Source organism: Ruminococcus sp. Marseille-P328 (genome assembly GCF_964249465.1).
Lineage (GTDB): Bacteria > Bacillota > Clostridia > Lachnospirales > Lachnospiraceae > Blautia_A > Blautia_A faecis.
Window position 1 is genome coordinate 1 of record NZ_CAXUBQ010000021.1, and the last position, 17,512, is coordinate 17,512.

Annotated in this window: 17 protein-coding genes, 3 tRNA genes and 1 rRNA gene; 11 read left to right on the forward strand and 10 right to left on the reverse strand. The window is 45.1% G+C overall.

Translation table 11 applies throughout. The features are described from left to right. The 5 genes from ACESTK_RS14480 to ACESTK_RS14500 form a co-directional block, all read left to right on the forward strand. Positions 1-116, forward strand: a 23S ribosomal RNA gene (locus ACESTK_RS14480); the annotation flags it as partial. 87 nt (positions 117-203) lie between these two features. Further along, a tRNA-Asn gene (locus ACESTK_RS14485) sits at positions 204-276 on the forward strand. Positions 277-307: 31 nt separating this feature from the next. Further along, positions 308-379, forward strand: a tRNA-Glu gene (locus tag ACESTK_RS14490). Between the two features lie 28 nt (positions 380-407). Beyond that, a tRNA-Cys gene (locus ACESTK_RS14495) sits at positions 408-478 on the forward strand. A gap of 164 nt (positions 479-642) precedes the next feature. Beyond that, complete coding sequence (locus ACESTK_RS14500; RefSeq protein WP_368361917.1) at positions 643-1,983, forward strand: MATE family efflux transporter; 1,341 nt, start codon at positions 643-645, stop codon at positions 1,981-1,983. A gap of 71 nt (positions 1,984-2,054) precedes the next feature. Here the strand turns inward: ACESTK_RS14500 and ACESTK_RS14505 are convergent, their stop codons facing one another. The 10 genes from ACESTK_RS14505 to ACESTK_RS14550 form a co-directional block, all read right to left on the reverse strand. Then, the gene (locus ACESTK_RS14505; protein ID WP_173717580.1) at positions 2,055-2,855 is read right to left on the reverse strand and encodes a hypothetical protein; all 801 of its coding nucleotides are present in this window, start codon (positions 2,853-2,855) and stop codon (positions 2,055-2,057) included. Between the two features lie 257 nt (positions 2,856-3,112). Beyond that, the gene (locus ACESTK_RS14510; RefSeq protein WP_373120065.1) at positions 3,113-4,762 is read right to left on the reverse strand and encodes an ABC transporter substrate-binding protein; all 1,650 of its coding nucleotides are present in this window, start codon (positions 4,760-4,762) and stop codon (positions 3,113-3,115) included. Beyond that, complete coding sequence (locus ACESTK_RS14515; protein ID WP_118583645.1) at positions 4,759-5,637, reverse strand: carbohydrate ABC transporter permease; 879 nt, start codon at positions 5,635-5,637, stop codon at positions 4,759-4,761. Before ACESTK_RS14515 ends, ACESTK_RS14510 begins: the two co-directional genes overlap by 4 nt. Before the next feature lie 161 nt (positions 5,638-5,798). Beyond that, a complete protein-coding gene (locus ACESTK_RS14520; RefSeq protein ID WP_368357454.1) occupies positions 5,799-5,936 on the reverse strand; it encodes a DUF6783 domain-containing protein in 138 nt (45 codons plus the stop codon). Beyond that, positions 5,920-6,813, reverse strand: a complete 894-nt coding sequence (locus ACESTK_RS14525) for a carbohydrate ABC transporter permease (RefSeq protein ID WP_173735907.1) — start codon at positions 6,811-6,813, stop codon at positions 5,920-5,922. Before ACESTK_RS14525 ends, ACESTK_RS14520 begins: the two co-directional genes overlap by 17 nt. A 12-nt stretch (positions 6,814-6,825) precedes the next feature. Continuing rightward, complete coding sequence (locus tag ACESTK_RS14530; RefSeq protein ID WP_173770163.1) at positions 6,826-7,920, reverse strand: ABC transporter ATP-binding protein; 1,095 nt, start codon at positions 7,918-7,920, stop codon at positions 6,826-6,828. A 371-nt stretch (positions 7,921-8,291) separates the two neighbouring features. Continuing rightward, entirely contained in the window at positions 8,292-9,548 is a 1,257-nt protein-coding gene (locus ACESTK_RS14535) for a DHHW family protein (protein WP_148463142.1), read from the reverse strand. Positions 9,549-9,597: 49 nt separating this feature from the next. Then, positions 9,598-10,986, reverse strand: coding sequence for an MBOAT family protein (locus tag ACESTK_RS14540; RefSeq protein ID WP_195992546.1), 1,389 nt, complete (start codon positions 10,984-10,986; stop codon positions 9,598-9,600). 13 nt (positions 10,987-10,999) lie between these two features. Then, positions 11,000-11,578: a DUF4358 domain-containing protein gene (locus ACESTK_RS14545; protein WP_237925921.1), complete on the reverse strand. Its 579-nt coding sequence runs from the start codon at positions 11,576-11,578 to the stop codon at positions 11,000-11,002. Further along, complete coding sequence (locus ACESTK_RS14550; protein ID WP_173718863.1) at positions 11,575-12,357, reverse strand: GDSL-type esterase/lipase family protein; 783 nt, start codon at positions 12,355-12,357, stop codon at positions 11,575-11,577. Before ACESTK_RS14550 ends, ACESTK_RS14545 begins: the two co-directional genes overlap by 4 nt. 231 nt (positions 12,358-12,588) lie before the next feature. Here ACESTK_RS14550 and ACESTK_RS14555 point away from each other — a divergent pair, with 231 nt between their 5' ends. The 6 genes from ACESTK_RS14555 to ACESTK_RS14580 all read left to right on the forward strand — a co-directional run bounded on the left by ACESTK_RS14555 (position 12,589) and on the right by ACESTK_RS14580 (position 17,352). After that, positions 12,589-13,413, forward strand: coding sequence for an HdeD family acid-resistance protein (locus ACESTK_RS14555; protein WP_373120069.1), 825 nt, complete (start codon positions 12,589-12,591; stop codon positions 13,411-13,413). Continuing rightward, positions 13,401-14,195, forward strand: a complete 795-nt coding sequence (locus ACESTK_RS14560; RefSeq protein ID WP_373120071.1) for an arginase family protein — start codon at positions 13,401-13,403, stop codon at positions 14,193-14,195. The genes ACESTK_RS14555 and ACESTK_RS14560 overlap by 13 nt, the downstream gene beginning before the upstream one ends. Before the next feature lie 16 nt (positions 14,196-14,211). Then, a complete protein-coding gene (locus tag ACESTK_RS14565; protein WP_373120072.1) occupies positions 14,212-14,973 on the forward strand; it encodes a prolipoprotein diacylglyceryl transferase in 762 nt (253 codons plus the stop codon). Positions 14,974-14,990: 17 nt separating this feature from the next. Next, entirely contained in the window at positions 14,991-15,137 is a 147-nt protein-coding gene (locus ACESTK_RS14570; RefSeq protein WP_334286099.1) for a DUF6783 domain-containing protein, read from the forward strand. Positions 15,138-15,181: 44 nt separating this feature from the next. Continuing rightward, a complete protein-coding gene (locus ACESTK_RS14575; RefSeq protein WP_373120074.1) occupies positions 15,182-16,894 on the forward strand; it encodes a S8 family peptidase in 1,713 nt (570 codons plus the stop codon). Between the two features lie 155 nt (positions 16,895-17,049). Continuing rightward, positions 17,050-17,352, forward strand: a complete 303-nt coding sequence (locus ACESTK_RS14580) for an STAS domain-containing protein (RefSeq protein ID WP_373120076.1) — start codon at positions 17,050-17,052, stop codon at positions 17,350-17,352. Positions 17,353-17,512: the final 160 nt, after the last annotated feature.

Below are 17,512 nucleotides of genomic sequence, written 5' to 3' on the forward strand. Positions count from 1 at the left end.
GATGTCCCATTCGAAAGAAGTAAACCCCCTTGAAGACGACGAGGTAGATAGGGCAGGGGTGGAAGTGCAGTAATGCACGGAGCTGACTGTTACTAATAGGGTGAGGGCTTGACCAAAAATCGCAAGGTTTTGAAAAAGATTCTTGACAAATATTCCACAAGGATGTAACATGTATGTAGTTTTGAAGGTGCAAACCTTTATATTCCTCCTTAGCTCAGTCGGTAGAGCATTCGGCTGTTAACCGAAGTGTCGTTGGTTCGAGTCCAACAGGGGGAGTTTAATCGGAGCATGAAGCCCGATTTGATAAGGCTCCATGGTCAAGCGGTTAAGACACCGCCCTTTCACGGCGGTAACAGGGGTTCAAATCCCCTTGGAGTCATTCGCTTCGGCGAAGAACTAAATAATATGGTGCCATAGCCAAGTGGTAAGGCAAAGGTCTGCAACACCTCTATCCCCAGTTCAAATCTGGGTGGCACCTCTTAAAGCTCTTGATTTATTCAAGAGCTTTATTTGCGCACAAAATTCCGGTGCAAAATAGGTTTGGCTTGATCTGAAGGGGTGCGAGCTGCATTGAAAGTTCTGAACAGTTTCGAGGTGCAGTGCCGGAAGAAATTTTGGATTTGACGAAGGAGAAGAATTGAAATGAAAGAGGACAGACAGGACCTGACCACAGGCTCTATCTGGGGGAAAATGCTGCTTTTTAGTATCCCTCTGGTGCTGACCAACTTTTTGCAGGTGTTGTTTAATATGGCGGATATCGCGGTTATTGGTCAGTTTGCGGGCTCTTTATCATTGGGGGCAGTGGGATCCACTACTACGCTTGTAACTCTTTTTACGGGCTTTCTGATCGGTATGGGCGGCGGTACCAATGTTCTGGTGGCAAGATTTTTCGGAGCGAAGGATAAAGAAAGTACGATCAAGACGATACATACGGCTCTTTTGGTAAGTATGGCTGCGGGGATGATCGTACTGATCTTTGGACTGCTCTTTTCAAAAGGAATTCTGGAGCTGTTGAATACCAAGGAAGAACTTCTGGATGGTGCAGTACTGTATATAAGGATCTATTTTCTGGGAATGCCGGCAATGGCTCTTTATAATTTTGGTAATGCGGTGTGCAGTGCTTTTGGAGATACGAAGAAGCCTTTGTATTATCTGGGTGCAGCTGGTATTGTAAATATAGTATTGAATCTGTTTTTTGTAATTGTCTGCAAAATGGATGTGGCAGGTGTTGCAACTGCAAGTATTATTTCCCAGTATTTATCTGCGTTTCTGATCCTTCGGGCGCTGGTAAAAGTGGGCGGGGATTATGCACTTCGTCTTTCCAAACTGAGGATTGACAAGAGAATGGCAGGATACCTTATCCAGATCGGTCTTCCGGCAGGATTGCAAAACGGTATTTTTCAGGTGGCAAATCTGTTTATCCAGGCAGGCGTCAATACCTTTGATGCTACAATGGTGGCAGGTAATTCCGCTGCGGCAAATGCAGATGCTCTTTTGTATGACTCCATGGCTGCTTTTTATACAGCCTGCGGAAGCTTTATGGGGCAGAATTACGGTGCAGGGAAAAGAAAAAGAGTGCGAAACAGTTATCTGGTCAGCCTGGCTTATTCCTTTGGAATTGGAACTATAGGTGGTATTGCACTGGTTATCTTCGGCAGACAGTTCCTGGGTCTTTTTACCAATGATCCTGCGGTTGTGGATGCCGGAATGAAACGACTTACGATTATGGGATTTAGTTATGGATTTTCTGCATTTATGGACAGTGCCATTGCGGCTTCCCGTGCTCTTGGAAAGAGTGTTATTCCGACGGTTATTGTAATTATAGGATCCTGTATTTTCCGAATGGTATGGGTAAATACGGTGTTTGCCCACTTTAAGACGATTCCGTCTTTATATCTGCTGTACATTTTCTCATGGGGAATTACGGCAGTGGTGGAAATTATATATTGGGTACATGTATACAGGAACACAAAAATCGGATAAAAAATCCCGGGCATACGTGCTTCATAAAGGAAGCTGTGCCCGGGTGTTTTTTTGTCTGGAATTATGTGAAATTATTCAGCTGCTGTAACAGATGTAATGTGCGGGTTTACGCCCTCATACCAGTACAGGAAGCCTTCCATATCGATCTTATCGCCAATGTTCAGAGCTTCTACGGCTTTGTAAACATCGCTGTCTTTGTCACAGAGATAAGACTCTACTGTGAAAGTATAGGTTTCGCCGTTAAGGGAAACGTTGAAGTAAAGGTCATCTCCCTCAGAACCGGATCCATCGTAATTGTAAAGGTAAGCTACATCGTTTCCGTCAGCATCCTGTCCGGCAGCTTCTACGGTCATTCCCTTGAAAGATACCAGCTCGTTCTGATGATCGATCAGCTCGTCCTTACCAAGAAGATCTGTTACATCAAGCGGCTCTGCGATGTATTCGCCATCCTCAATCTCGAAAGAGGAAACATCTGCAACCTCAATCTCGCCAGACCATTCTGCCTTATATCCGGTTACTTTGATCTTGGTTCCCGGAACCAGCTTCTCATAGTCTTCTTCGGAGCATGGCATATTATAAATGAAGTATGCACCATCTTTGTCCTGGGTATAGAAGGTAGCTTTATCTTCCCACCAGGACTGCTTTGCCTGTACATAGGTCTCGATGGTAACTTCGTCATCAACAGCTGCTGCAAGGTATTCGTCATGGGTCATAACACCTTCGGATTTCACATCTGCATCTTCTGCAGTGCTGTCAGCTGCTTCTGTGTCATCAGCAGTTTCCTCTGCAGCAGTGGTATCCTCAGCCATAACAGCTGCCGGGAATGCAAATGTAAGAGAGAGCGCCATCAGTAATACAAGTCTTTTTTTCATAGTATCTCCTTTCTGGGTACGTAAATTCAGATGTCTGACAAGGTGAGTGTAAAGTCATCTGTCAAAAACGATTGTACACAATCACTTTTATTATAAACAAAATTATGGGGAAATCAAGCTTAAATATTACGCTTTTTTCGTTACTGTTCACTGGTAACGTTCCGCGAGGCGTTTTTTGTGAACAAAGTTCACAGAAAACCCGAGAATTGCGGCGCGAAATCATGCGAATGCATGATTTCTGTGCATCGCGAAGCGCGTTACTGTGAACGGAGTGAACAGTAACCTTTTTTCTTCTTTAATCGTTCAAGTAAAAGATAAAGAAGAATCAGACCCCAGACTACTGCCAGACTTCCAAGAAGAATTCTGGATTCTGCGGGAAGAGGTCCAAGCTCTTTTTTCCCGGAGGACTGCTCAGAAGAAATCTGATCCAGGTGATACAGGGAGGTAACATCGCTGTAAAGTTTATCAATATAGGCATCATCAATCTCCTGTTTTCTTCGGACAGATTTGGTCACGCTTTCAATCAGCTGTCCTGCTGCATCACGTAAAGAAGCGGAGCCGTTAAATACAGGGGTGACAAAAGTGTGCTCCATATTGTCAAGGAGCAGCCTGGACGCTTTTATTTTTACATCGTAGTAAGTGGAATTGTCTTCCCCTTCCCTGGAAAGATAATCCTGATACTGGTCGGATTCCTGGGCTTTGCTGGTAACTGGCACATAACCTTCCGTTTCAGAATAAGCGGTCTGTACGTCATTTGTGAGCAGATACTGTGTAAAGAGCCAGGAGGCCAGCACTTTCTGAGGGTCTTTCTTATTGAAGATACATACAGAAGGTCCCTGTGAAATCATCTGCGGATTATCCGGATCAAACTGCGGAATGGTCATAACCTCTGTTTCAAAATCCACCAGAGCATCAGAACTGATGTCCACAAGAGGGGCATTTGTACCCATCCAGGTGGAGCCTGCTGTGGAATCAATGGCAAAGATACATTGCCCTGCATTCAGGAAGTTAGCCGGATAACTGGAAATTTTAAAAGTGGAAAAAGCACCGGTTTTTACATGCTCCGCGATGGTATCCAGCAGACTTGCCGTGGTGTCGTTAAAAAGCTGGATCTCTCCGCTGTCAGTGGAATATCCTGCATTTTTCTGCTTTAGCATTTCAATCATCATATTGTCTGTGGACTTGTCAATAAATGGAATCAGCACATTCTGATCGTTGACCTTGTAGGTTCCATCTGCATTTTGCGCCATAGCGGCTTCACTTACTTCCCACACAAAATCCCATGTGAGGGTTTCTGGAAGGGTGTATCCAAGCTTTTCCACATAGGTTTTATTTACATAGCAGGCTTCTGTGGAGCGCATGAAAGGCAGTGCATAATAGTGACCGGAAAAAGAACACTCCTGTAAAAAACGGGGAATGATCTCATCTTTTTTCACTGAGGCGAATTCAAGCTTATCACCGCCAAGTCCGTAGCTGGAATCTGCCATCAGATCGTCCAGAGGGACAACGGTATCGTTTCCCGTAAGGTAGGTGGCAATATGGTCCGGGTAGGTGATACATACGTTCGGAGTGGTGCCTGTGGCGATGTTGGTGATTACATCGTTGTAGATTTTGCCGTAGTCCGTGTAAAGCCGAAGATCTACAGTGATATTGGGGTACAGGGCTTCAAAATCGGATATTGCCTTTTTATAGATTTCGGTCTGGGTTTTGTTTGTGTCGTTTTTGGCCCAGAAAGTGATTTCGTAATCTCTGGAGGTGTCAAATTCCCCGGGAATGGTAAAGGCACTTTGGTCCTTCGCGCCATGACAGCCTGTAAGCAGAGTCACAGAAGAAAGGGCAGCCAGGGAAAAAAGCAGGAAAGGCTTTTGGTGGAACGCTCCAGGATGTTTTTGTCTGAATAGTCTCATCCTTTTGTACCTCCTCTTGAAACTCCTGACATAATCTTGTTTCTGAAAAGCAGGAACAAAATGATCAGGGGCAGGGAAATCACAACTACCGCCGCCATCATAGCAGGGACATTTTCACGACCGAAACCGTTTTCGCGAATCTCCTGGATTCCGTTGGAAACTAGATAGTAGTTCTGGTCATCGGTGATCAGTCTTGGCCAAATGTAGGAATTCCAACATTCGATTACCTTCAGGATAGCAATGGTGACCATGGTAGGCTTACAGATGGGAATCATCACCTTGCAAAGGTATTTCAGATCTGAGGTTCCGTCCACTTTGGCTGCACGGTAAAGCTCATCCGGTACCTGTTCGAAATTCTCTTTCAGAAGATAAATATAAAATACAGAGGTGACAGATGGCAGGATTAGCCCAAGGAAGGTGTTCCGCATATCCAGGTTGGTGATGGTCACAAAATTGGTAATGATCACAAGTTCGTTTGGAATCATCATCAGGGAAAGGAATAAAGTGAAAGCCAGATTTTTCCCTCTGAATTCAAGCCTTGCGAAAGCAAAGGCGGACAGTGTGATCACAACCATCATAATAGCAGTGGTGGCAACTGTGAAAATCAGTGTGTTCAGCAGATATTTTCCCAGAGGCACTGCTGTAAAGGCATCTGCATAATTCTGCAGGGTGGGCGTCAGTGTAAAGAAGGTGGGAATGTGCTCTGCGTTGTAGGAACTGTAGCTTTTTACAGAGGTAAGAAGCATCCAGTAAAAAGGAAACAGTACGACCAGAGCCCAGATGGTAAGCAGCAGGTAGACAAGGATGTTTCCTAGGGAATGCCGTCTGGCGGCAGTATGCTCCGATTTTGTAAACTGAGTGGTATCTTTTTCCATGTTTTCTCCTTTATGAAGACTAGTACATCGTTTTCGAAATAACTATACCACTCACTTGTCTGGGAATCCGATTGCACAGGCATAAAAGCCTCGGCGTAGCCCGCTACGCCTGCGTTTTTATGCCTGCACACTCGAATCCACATCCTACGCGATTGGTGTAGTTATTTACGAAACGATGTACTAGAGCGTGTTTGAAAAAGGCTTTCTGTAAAATGTACGTCACAATTTGTGAGAGATTTTGCCCGAAAATACCTTTCAGATAAAGAGGGTGAACCTTCACCGTTACGAGTAGTATACATGTTTTTTGCTTACAAGCAGGTTTATGCAGGTGATTGTCAAAACAATAACAAACAGCAGGATCGCTGCTGCTGAGGCATAGGACGGGTAGCCGCCGCCATTTCCGTAAAGCATGTCGTAAACATAGCCTACGATGGTGTTCATGCCAGCTGCGTTTAAGTCTGTGCCAAAAAGGGCAACTGAATCGCTGTAAGCCTTGAATGCACCGATAAAACCAGTGATGATCAGATAGAAAACAGTGGGAGAGATCATCGGTAGGGTGATCCGGATAAAAATACGGAATCTGGAGGTACCGTCTACCCGGGCTGCATTGTAATAATTCTGGTTTACAGAAGCCAGGGCACTGGTAAGGATCAGTACCTTAAATGGCATAACGATCCAGATGGTATAAATACATAATACCAGCATCTTCGCCCAGTATGGTCCATCAATAAAATCTACAGGTCCCTGTCCAAACAGCTTCAGCACCAGGTTGATCAGTCCGTCGGAATAAGCGGTTTTTTTGAAAAGAATCATGAATACCAGTCCAACGGCCAGTGTGTTGGTTACATATGGCAGAAAGTAAATGGTCTGGAAAAGTTTTTTCAGAGCCTTCACAGAACTTAAGGCAACGGAAATCAGAAGTGCCAGCAAAGTGGAAAGGGGCACTGTGATCACAACCAGGATAAAGGTATTCCGGATCGCCTGGAGAAAATATGGGTCATGAAGGACGTAGGAATAGTTGTACATACCTGTCCCATAGTAAGTCTGGGAAGCGGAATTATAGCCCTCTTCAAAGGAATAGATAAAAACATCGATAAGAGGGTAGACCATGAAAATACCCAGAAAAAGCATAGCCGGCAGAAGGTACAGCCAGCCTTTGAAGTTTCGTTTGTTCATAGGAGCCTCCCTTTAAAGGTTGATCCGTTCACCGGTATCATGCCGGAACAGGAAGATCTTGTTTGGCTTGATAGAAAAACGGATGGTTTTTGCATCAAGCCGGATCTGGGTGTCAGAGCTGATGATGGAGCGGATCACAGGATTTACGGAGGATGCATGGGTGGAGACAACGGAGATGTCACGGCCCATTACTTCCATGCCGCCAAGCTGGCAGCAGAGCGCTCCCTTCTCATCGGGGATAAATCCCTCCGGACGGATTCCCACAGAAACCGGCTGGTCGGAGATCCCAGGTGTGAGAAGAACTGCATTTTCACCGATGTAAAGGCTTCCGCCACGGATCTGTCCCTCGAATACATTGATGGGAGGGGTACCAAGGAATTTGGCTACAAACAGATTTACAGGGCTGTCGTAAACGTTCTGGGGCTTCCCGATCTGTTGTACCACACCATCCTTCATGACTACGATCATGTCGGAAATGCTCATGGCCTCCTCCTGGTCATGGGTGACAAAGACAGTTGTGATCTTTGTTGCCCGCTGGATCTTGCGGATCTCTTCCCGGGTCTGGAGGCGGAGTCTGGCATCCAGATTGGAGAGTGGTTCGTCGAGAAGCAGTACGCGGGGCATTTTTACAAGTGCACGGGCAATGGCTACGCGCTGCTGCTGACCGCCGGAGAGCTCGGAAGGACGTCGGTCCATAAGCTCTGTGATCTGCACCAGACGGGCTGCATTCTGAGCCCGCTCATCCATCTGGGATCTGGAAAGCTTGTCCTTTCCTTTCAGATTCTGAAGAGGAAAGAGGATGTTCTGCTTCACTGTGAGGTGGGGGTAAAGTGCATAATTCTGAAATACCATACCAACGCCGCGCCGCTCTGGGGGAAATGAAGTCACATCATCATCGCCGAAAAGGATTCTGCCGCTGGTTGGTTTCTCCAGACCGCAGATCATATTCAGGGTAGTACTTTTCCCGCAGCCGGAGGGACCTAGAAGTCCGATCAGCTGACCGTCAGGAATTTCGAAATTGAAATCGCTTACAGCTGTGACCGGCTCCTGAGCCTTTCTTCCACGGGGCGGAAACTGCTTTGTGAGATGTTCTAATACTATTTTCATAATTTCGCTCCTAAATGTTTAATAAAGGTAACTGTCCAGTACCTTCACAGTTACCCGCTTCGCACTGCAGCGGAAAGCCTTTTTCAAACATGCGCTGGATGTCGCTGGAGGCGACCAGCCGCAGGCGGAGAATCCTGCTTGCAGGATTCTGTTTTATTGGGATTTCTGCGAACTGCGTTCCAAAAAACACTTTGCAGAAAATAGCTGCTTAATAAAGTAATTATAGCGAATTTGCATGAGTTGTACAATGAAATTTGGAAAAAAAATCCTCCTGCCTGTCTGGCAGAAGGAAATAAGACTAAAGTATGTCTGAAAAATCATTCCCACAAATTGTGACGCATATCTTGCAGAAAGCCTTTTTCAGATACGCTTTAAGCTTCTGGATTGTCAGCAGAAGCGTTGTCAGAAGAAGCAGAAGCAGTATCTGTGTTATCCGTTTCAATGCTGTCAGGTGTGGAATCTGTACTGCTCTGAGGCATAAGTGCAAGCTCCAGGGAAGTATCTGAATAGAATGTATTTGCATTATACAGATAAAGTACTTCCTGAATTTCCTCTACCTGCATCAGTTCTTCCAGATCGTCATAGAAATAACGAGGGTCTACCATAACAATCTTGCGGTAGTAAGGCGCCAGGAAAGGGATCAGGCTGTTTGCGTAGGAGTCTTTGATCACAAGTAAGGTACGGTTTTCTTCTGTAGGGGTGGTGATCACAACCTTGCCATGGTTTCCGTTAAAGAACATGGCGTATTTGTCTCTGGTTTCCAGCTTGCTGGTATCGTAAAAGCTGGCTGTTTTTTTCTGTTCGTCTACATAATTTACAACAGAGGAAGGAACCGAGTCATCTCTTGGAAGAAAGACATCCATTTCTTCTTTCTCAGAAGCACGGAAACCGCTTTTGGCGGAAAGGGTTCCCTGGAAGCTCATGGAAACCGGGAGCTTGTCGTAGGAGATGGAAGAAGAATCGATTCCAAGTACCTTTGCAAGCTGCATATAAGCAAAGTAAGCTCCCTGAGTAGTCCAGTGATGGTCTGTGTGGTAATAAATTCCGTCATCCTTGTGCTGGGAAAGGGTGTCACGCACATCCACGAAAGTGACACCTGCCTTTTCAAGAGCAGCGGCAGTTGCGTCCAGATAAGGATTCTGGTCAGTGGCAGCAGCCAGGGCAGGGAGCTTATCTGAAAGGATATTCACGGCATTTGGCGCGATCAGCGCATACTGGGGAAGATCAGAATGCCTTGCTGCAAAATCTGTCATAGCGTTTACAGTACGGTTCAGACGCTCCTGGGAGGGCGCTGTAAAATCCTCCATCAGGTAACCGTTTTTGCCAAGAAAAACGCCGTTTTCTTCCGTATTTCCAAGGATACGCTGAGCTGTGGCGCGCAGTGTGATCCACCAGTCACGAAGAAAAAACTGGTCATTTACATAGGTTTCATAACCGTCAGCAAATTTGCCAGATGTGAGCTGTGAAACGCTGATAGCCGGACGGGAGGCCAGCACACGGTTTTCCTTCTGGGAAAAGCCCCGGTCCGGAACTAAAAAATTGATTATCAGTACTGCCAGGATGAAGATTCCGAAAAGGCATCCGGTCAGGTGACAAAAATAGCGGTATCCGTTTGGTTTCTTTTTCATGGGTCCTCCAATTAATATGGTACCAGTTCAGGGCTTTTTCAAATTTACTCTAGAACTGCTGATACATAAATGGTGTGTAGGAACTGTAGATCATATACGCAATACAGAGGAAAAACAGGATTGCGTTTATCACTGCGGCAAGGTAAGTATTGCGTCTTGCAAGGCGCTTGAAATACTGATAAAGCCCCGGACGGCAGCTGATCACGGAAATGATCATCAGGATCAGTCCGGATTTCAGTGCATACAGGGAGGCACGGTCTGCGAAGCAGGAAGCTCCCAATCCAAACATGGCTCCCAGCATTTTTCCTATGGCTGCAGGTGTGGTCTGGCTGAAAAATACCCAGCCGATGATCACGGCAAACATGGTATATAAATTGCGAAGCCAGACAGGTGCTTTCTCAAGAAAACGTCCAAGAAGGAATTTCTCTGCCAGAAGAAGGAGACCGTAGTAAACACCCCAGAACACAAAGTTCCAGCTGGCGCCATGCCAGAGACCGGTAAGTGCCCATACCACAAGGATGTTGCGGATATGTCGGCCTGTGGAAACACGGTTGCCTCCCAGTGGGATGTAGATGTAATCACGGAACCAGCTTCCAAGAGAAATATGCCAGCGGCGCCAGAATTCAGAGACGCTGGTGGAAATGTAAGGATAATCAAAGTTCTTGTTGAAATTGAAGCCCAGCATTTGTCCAAGACCGATGGCCATATCGGAATATCCGCTGAAATCGAAATACAGCTCCAGTGTATATGCGCCAATGGCAAGCCAGGTTCCCACAAAAGAGGTAGTACCGGAAGACTGAAGGGTGGTGTACAGAGCGGAAAGATTGTCTGCAAGGAGAACCTTCTTGGAAAGCCCCTTGATAAAGAGCTCTGCACCTGCACCGAGGCGCGTTGTGTTTATACTGCGGCGGCTGATGGATTCCGAAATGTCAGTGTAGCGGACAATGGGTCCGGCTGTCATGTGCGGAAACATGGTGCTGTATACGGCATATGGAAAAAATCCTTTACAGGGTTCTGTTTTTCCCATATAGATGTCCAGGATGTAGGACAGATTCTTAAAGGTATAGAAAGAAAGTCCGATGGGCAATGCAAGCTGCGGATAGGTAAGCTTCAGTCCTGTGACACCGCTGACGGTATCAAGAAGAAATCCCCAGTATTTGAAAAATCCCAGGATCAGAAGGTTGATCACTACTGCGAAAATAAGGTTTCGCTTGCGGGACGGATCTTCATCGGTTATTTTCCCAAGCTCTTTGCCCATGTAATAATTGAAAAAGCTGGAAAACAGCATAAGAACCAGATAGGTAGGATCTCCCCATGCATAAAAGAAAAGGCTTCCTGCGAAAAGTACCGGATTACGGGCCCTGGCCGGCACGAAATAGTAGATCAGCAGAAATATGGGAAGAAAACAAAATATAAAAATTACACTGTTAAATACCATAACGTCAATTCTCCTATATCATGGATAATAAAGCCTGGCGAAGTTCCTGGGCGTTTTCACCGCAGAAATACCAGACATAGGCACCGCGCTTTTCTACAGAAGCTTCTCCGAGAAGTGCCATCTGATCAGTTCCATAGCCTTCGAAAATGTTCTTCTGACTTTCAAGATGAGCCTGAGCTGCTTCTAAATAGGCGCCTGCCTCAGAAGAAGAATTAGCCTTAACTACCAGAACTTCGTCTACAGACATTGGGGAGGCTGCTTTACGGAAAAAGTAGCTGTCTATGTCATTCTCATCAATCTGATAAAAACGGCGAAGACCGGAAACCCCTGGCTCACTAAGGTCCGTAACACCGGAAACCTGTTCAAGGGATGCAGATATTTTGTCCATGGATATGTCTGCTGCGTAGTCGGACACATAGAGGCGTCCCAGATAGACAACCAGGAAAATTACCATGACGGATTTTATGATAAGGGAACCGGTAAGCTTGAAATCAGAAAGGATGCTGGTTCCCTGATTTTTATTTTTCTTCAGATTGCCGCTCAGTTTGCCGGAAAAATCTGAGAGGATATTTCGTTTGGTATTCAGCTTCATACAAGACCTGCCCTTTCTGCCATATAAGTAAGCCATTTGGGGTAGTAGTTGTAAACCATATGCTCACCATCCGGCTCATACATGCTTTCGTCTACAAGGAATGTATCGTCTATAAAAGTGCATCCCATTTCGTCACAAAAGTCCCTGAGTGCCTGATTAAAGCTGTCATAATAAGCAAGGGCAGGACTTTGGTCGATGGCGCTTTGCTGGATGGGAAGAATGCTGTTGATGTAAATGGCAGTATCCGGAAGAGCATTCTGGATCTGTTTCACTTTCACACGGTAGGCGTCAATAAAAGCAGAGGAATCACCATTGTAAATTTCCAGGTCATTTGCTCCAAAGGACAGGAAAAATACGCTTGGATTCAGACTGATGGCGGTATTGATCTGGTCATCTGCATCGTCAATACGAAGTCCCAGCTTGGCAACTACAATACTGGTGTCAAGAAAACCATATTCTGCAATTGATTCTGTAATAGAGTCCCCTACAATAACAGTTCCCTGAAATGCCTGTTTAATTTGTACATCTGTGAGAATATCGCCAAGAACACCCTCCTCTGAGTCCGATCCGGTGGGCTTTTCTTTCTCGGAAAGTGCACGGATCGCATCCTCTATACTGGAGATATCGGCTGTTTCAAGCTTCTGAAGACGTTCAACTGTTTCCTGACATTGTTTGTCAGTATTGCCTGAACGAGAGCAAAAAAAAGCTACCCCTGCAGCCAGCACTACGACAGCTGGGATAACGGCAAGAATGGTTTTGTTGTTTTTAATATTTTTCAAAATTTAATTCTCCGATAAAAAATTAGATATAATGGAACTGTTCCCTGTTTGAACAGTTACGACATAATTCATTTTCCTTCGACATTCATTATAATACCACAGGGAAAAACTTCAAGTATAAAAATGGATTTTTTATATAGGAAATTATACTCTTTTTCCGGCTTTTTGTGGACGAATTTCACGAAAAGGTTTATACTGTCCAAAAAGAACCGGAGGATAACAGGAGGTTAAATGATGGAAGAGAAGAAAAGCAAAATTTTAAGAGGACAGATTCCAACATCTGTATTTTATATTCTTTTTGGACTGTGTCTGGCATTGATGCCTGTAGAAACGGTGAATGTTCTGTGCAAGGTGGTATTTGGGCTGGTTCTGATCGGGGCCGGTGTTTATCACATTCTGATCTTTGTTCTGGAAAAGGATAATTCTACCATATTGGATCTTTTTTCCGGTGTGATCGTGTTGGTGATCGGTATCTTTTTGTTTATGAATCCAACTGTGGTTGTGAAACTGCTGACTCTTATGCTGGGAGCTTTTATTCTGGTGGACAGCATCTGGATGATGCGCGGCAGTATGAAACTGAAGAAGCGCGGGCAGGGCGTTTGGAAGGCATTTCTGGTTGAAAGTCTGATTTTTATAGGACTTGGAATGCTGATCCTTGTAAATCCATTTTCTGAAATCAGGATGACCGTACAGATTTCAGGATGTATTTTTGTAGCGAACGGAGTGCTGGATATTATTTTTTATCTGATTCTGAAACACGGGCTGAAAAAAGAGATTCAGGATGGATCAGCTGGTGATGGAAAGAAAGAGGATAAAGTGACAGATATTGATGTGGCTGTGAAAGATGCTGAAACACCGGACTTAGGTTTTGAACCTGCGAAGAAGGTTGACACTGAGACAGTCGAATCTGGTGCTGAAAATACAGGTGCTCTGGAAGAACAGGCAAATCAGAAAGAACAGACAAATCAGGAAGATCAGACAGATCAGACCGATCTAGAAAAGCAGGCGGATCAGAAGCAGGAAGAAGAGGAAATTCTGGAGGAATGGAAGGATTGAAGCGGAACATTGTGATCATGGATTTTTCTGGAATTTACCAGGAAGAGCAGTTCTATGAGGGAGAGCAGATTTCCTGGATAGACCTGAGTGATATTTCAGGAACCAACTGCTATTGCGATGGAGATGCCCAGGCGCAGATTCTGGAACGAATGGAAAAATATCCGGTCTCCGGAATTTATTTTATTGATTCTGGAAATTATCATTATATGAGCAGAATCGGGACCGGGCGGTTGAAAGAGCCCTTCAACCTGCTGGTATTTGACAATCATACAGACATGCAGCTTCCTGCTTTCGGAGGGCTTTTGTCCTGCGGGGGGTGGATTGCAAGTGCACTGGAAGAGGTAGAAAAGCTTCAGGAGGTCTGGCTGATCGGGCCGGATGAGGAAGCGTACGGGGAGGTGGAAGAACCCTTTAAGGACAGAGTGCATTTTTTGTCCAGGGAGAGGCTGGCTGAGGCAAGGCCGTATATGGCTGAGAAAAAAGGTTCTGAGGAAGAATTGATCAGAAGCTTGGAAATTCCTGCCAATATACCGCTGTATATTTCCATTGATAAGGATGTGCTCTGTCCGGAGGAGGCAGCCACTACCTGGAGCCAAGGAGATATGACTTTAGAAGAGATGTTGAAAGTACTTCTGGCATTGTGCTCTCATTTTGAAAAAGAGAATGGAAAAATCCTGCAGGTGGATATCTGCGGGGAATGTGATCCGGATAAGAGTATGGAAAGTCCTAAAAATGATCATGCAAACAAGGAACTTTTAAGGTTCTGGAAAAAATGGTTTTGAGTGGAGAGAATAATTTATGAAAAATGAACTTCTGCGGATTGGTCCATTTACGGTCTATGGGTACGGACTGATGATCGCCATTGGAATTCTGGCAGCTTATTTTACCGGAGAATACAGGGCAAAAAAGCGGAAACTGCCCTATGAACACGTTTTTTATCTGGTGGTATGGTGCGTAGTGGGAGGATTCCTGGGCGCCAAGATCCTGTATTGGATTACAGAATGGAAAAGTATCCTGGAAAATCCTGGGTTTCTGAGTGCTACTCTGACCGATGGCTTTGTGGTATTTGGTGGAATTGTTGGTGGAATTTTCACGGCGTATGTATATTGCAGGGTAAAAAAACTGAATTTTCTGAAGTTTTTTGATACGTTAATGCCTTCTGTAGCACTTGCACAGGGATTTGGAAGAATTGGGTGTCTGCTGGCAGGATGCTGTTACGGAAAAGAAACGTCAGGTGCTTTTTCCATTACGTTTCATACGTCTGCTTTTGCACCAAATGGGGTGGCGCTGGTTCCTACGCAGATTTATTCCAGTATTCTTGACTTTCTTCATTATGGTTTGCTGCTCTTGATTTTGAGAAGCCAGAAAAAAGATGGAGAGACAGCGGCGGCATATCTGATTTTTTATAGTGCAGGAAGATTTGTGCTGGAGTTTTTCCGCGGAGATCTGGCAAGAGGAAGTGTGGGAGTGCTTTCTACGTCGCAGTTTATTTCGGTCTTTACATTTTTTGCAGGAATTGTGCTGCTGGTACAGAGGAAACACGCTCTAGAGCGTGTTTGAAAAAGGCTTTCTGCAAGATGTGCGTCACAATTTGTGGGAGATTTTGCCCGGATGAGGGCGTAGTAGCGGGCTACGACAACCGAATTCGGGTGAAATATACCGCAAAGTGGGGCGTGCAGATTGCAGGAATGATTTTTCAAACAGGCTTTAAGTCATTGAAATGAAAAATAAAGCATACTCTTAAATGAAAAAGCTTTAAGGGGCAGTTATGGGAAATAAAGACGCGGGCAATTTGAGTATGCAGGAGTCAGTTTCACCGGCACAGAACGAGATGTATGCGGATTTTATTGTAAAATATATGGACGATTTTCAGGAAGACCTGGGTGATGTCCCAGGTTTTAGTTTTCAGAAAATAAACGGAATTTACGGGGTGGTTTATGCACCCTTGACAGAAATTGGAAGGTGGAATATCAATACGTATTCCTACAGTTCTATTCCAAAATGTTATACGCATATGGATCTTGGAGGCCTTAGTGCTTCCGGAATTACCCGGCTTCAGGAACATCCCTACCTTCAGCTGAAAGGAAGCGGAACAGCTGTTGCGGTTGTGAATTCCGGAATTGACTATCGGAATCCGGTTTTTCAGAACGAAATGGGCAGCAGAATCCTTTGCATCTGGGACCAGACCTTAGAGGGAGATGGGAAAGAAGTGCCTTATGGTCGTGTCTTCTGGAAAAAGGATATTGATCAGGCACTGGCTTCCGGAAATCCTCTGGAAATTGTGCCCTCTGTGGATACGGATGGCCATGGAACCAGAATGGCTGCTATTGCGGCTGGAAATTATTTTCCTGAGGAGAATTTTTCTGGAGCCGCACCAGAAGCCATACTGATCATTGTGAAAGTGAAGCCTGCGAAAAAATATCTCCGGGAGTTCTATCTTTTCCCTGCAGAAGCGGAGCTTTTCCAGGAAAATGACATTATGATGGGAATGGATTTTGCAGTGCGAATTGCGAATGACAGAAGAATACCTCTTTCTCTGTGCCTTGGAATTGGCAGCAGCCAGGGAGCACATATCGGGAAAAATCCACTGAGTCTTTATGTGGATTATATTTCCCAGTATTCGCTGATCTCAGTTTCTGTTGCAGCTGGAAATGAGGGAGCGGCAAGACATCATTACGCAGGCCGCCTTACAGAGAGAGAAAACCAGGCATTGGCGGAGCTTCGCGTTGGAAACAAGGAGCCAGGATTTACCATGGAATTCTGGGGCGAGCCGCCAGAAATTTATAATCTTTCTTTGCAGTCTCCTACAGGGGAAACTCTGGATATCAGCGCTTCACTGGGGGCGGTGACGCAGGAATTATCTTTTGTCTTTGTGGAAACAAGGGTGAAGGTAAATTATGTTTCTATTGAGAGGCAGACCGGATATACGCTGGTATATTTTCAATTTATCCAGCCGGTACCTGGAATCTGGCGTATTTTTGTTAGAGGAAGAGATGGGCAGAATGTAGGATTTCATATGTGGCTGCCGGTTCAGGGGCTGATTTCGGAGGAAACCTATTTTCTGGAACCATCGCCTTATAATACAGTGACGGCACCTGGAGATTCACTGGAGAGTATTACCGTGACTGCTTACCAGTATCGTGACAACAGCCTGTATGTCCAGGCAAGCAGAGGCTTTATGCCAGATGGAAATGTAGTTCCACAGGTAGCAGCCCCAGGTGTCCAGATCCGGGTACCCCTGTTAAACGGTCTTTACGGAAATGCCTCCGGCACCAGCCTTTCTGCCGCTCAGACTGCCGGTGCGGCTGCACTTTTGTTCGAATGGGCGGTGATACGTGGGAATCAACCCTATTTTACCGGCTCGAGCGTGAAAAATTATATTACACGAGGTGCGGAGCGTGAAGAACGGATGCAGTATCCCAATCGGGACTGGGGATTCGGGAGAATGGATCTTTATCATACATTTGAGTTATTGGCGTGATAAAAATCCTTGATAAAACTTGACACAAAATATTGATTCTTTGTATAATAAACCCATAAAATACGGTGAAAACCTTACGAAGAATGTTTTATCAGAGTAATTGATAGACATAAGAGAAAAGCTGTGAAAATAATCCGATTTAAAAGGAGAAGAATATGAGCCTGAAGATTGAAAAGAAAAATGAAGGAACAAAAGATACTGTAATGCTGTCAGGAAGACTGGACACAACCACAGCTCCTGAATTGGATGTTTTTGCAGAGAAGGAACTGGAAGATACACAGGAACTGGTGCTTGACTTTGCAGATCTTGAGTACATTTCATCTGCTGGTCTGCGTGTGCTTTTGAAATTGCAGAAGGTTATGAATAAAAAAGGAAGTATGAAACTGATCCATGTGGGAGATGTTGTAAAGGAAGTCTTTGAGATTACAGGGTTTACGGATATTTTAACAATAGAGTGACACGCGCTGCAGGTCTGGCAGGTTTTAGGAGTGGTCAGAGAACTTACCATGTGAGGAACCGGTTCAGCGCGCATTTAATAAAGGAATTCTGTATTTTGTGCAGGATTCTTTTTTACATAGTGCAGGAAAAAAGGTATGGTTACCAGGCGGGATGGCAACA

Bases quoted from the DNA above. Each gene is read 5' to 3' on its own strand.
- ACESTK_RS14500 (WP_368361917.1), top strand. From the start codon at position 643: ATGAAAGAGGACAGACAGGACCTGACCACAGGCTCTATCTGGGGGAAA.
- ACESTK_RS14505 (WP_173717580.1), bottom strand. From the start codon at position 2,855: ATGAAAAAAAGACTTGTATTACTGATGGCGCTCTCTCTTACATTTGCA.
- ACESTK_RS14510 (WP_373120065.1), bottom strand. From the start codon at position 4,762: ATGAGACTATTCAGACAAAAACATCCTGGAGCGTTCCACCAAAAGCCT.
- ACESTK_RS14515 (WP_118583645.1), bottom strand. From the start codon at position 5,637: ATGGAAAAAGATACCACTCAGTTTACAAAATCGGAGCATACTGCCGCC.
- ACESTK_RS14520 (WP_368357454.1), bottom strand. From the start codon at position 5,936: ATGTATACTACTCGTAACGGTGAAGGTTCACCCTCTTTATCTGAAAGG.
- ACESTK_RS14525 (WP_173735907.1), bottom strand. From the start codon at position 6,813: ATGAACAAACGAAACTTCAAAGGCTGGCTGTACCTTCTGCCGGCTATG.
- ACESTK_RS14530 (WP_173770163.1), bottom strand. From the start codon at position 7,920: ATGAAAATAGTATTAGAACATCTCACAAAGCAGTTTCCGCCCCGTGGA.
- ACESTK_RS14535 (WP_148463142.1), bottom strand. From the start codon at position 9,548: ATGAAAAAGAAACCAAACGGATACCGCTATTTTTGTCACCTGACCGGA.
- ACESTK_RS14540 (WP_195992546.1), bottom strand. From the start codon at position 10,986: ATGGTATTTAACAGTGTAATTTTTATATTTTGTTTTCTTCCCATATTT.
- ACESTK_RS14545 (WP_237925921.1), bottom strand. From the start codon at position 11,578: ATGAAGCTGAATACCAAACGAAATATCCTCTCAGATTTTTCCGGCAAA.
- ACESTK_RS14555 (WP_373120069.1), top strand. From the start codon at position 12,589: ATGATGGAAGAGAAGAAAAGCAAAATTTTAAGAGGACAGATTCCAACA.
- ACESTK_RS14560 (WP_373120071.1), top strand. From the start codon at position 13,401: ATGGAAGGATTGAAGCGGAACATTGTGATCATGGATTTTTCTGGAATT.
- ACESTK_RS14565 (WP_373120072.1), top strand. From the start codon at position 14,212: ATGAAAAATGAACTTCTGCGGATTGGTCCATTTACGGTCTATGGGTAC.
- ACESTK_RS14570 (WP_334286099.1), top strand. From the start codon at position 14,991: ATGTGCGTCACAATTTGTGGGAGATTTTGCCCGGATGAGGGCGTAGTA.
- ACESTK_RS14575 (WP_373120074.1), top strand. From the start codon at position 15,182: ATGGGAAATAAAGACGCGGGCAATTTGAGTATGCAGGAGTCAGTTTCA.
- ACESTK_RS14580 (WP_373120076.1), top strand. From the start codon at position 17,050: ATGAGCCTGAAGATTGAAAAGAAAAATGAAGGAACAAAAGATACTGTA.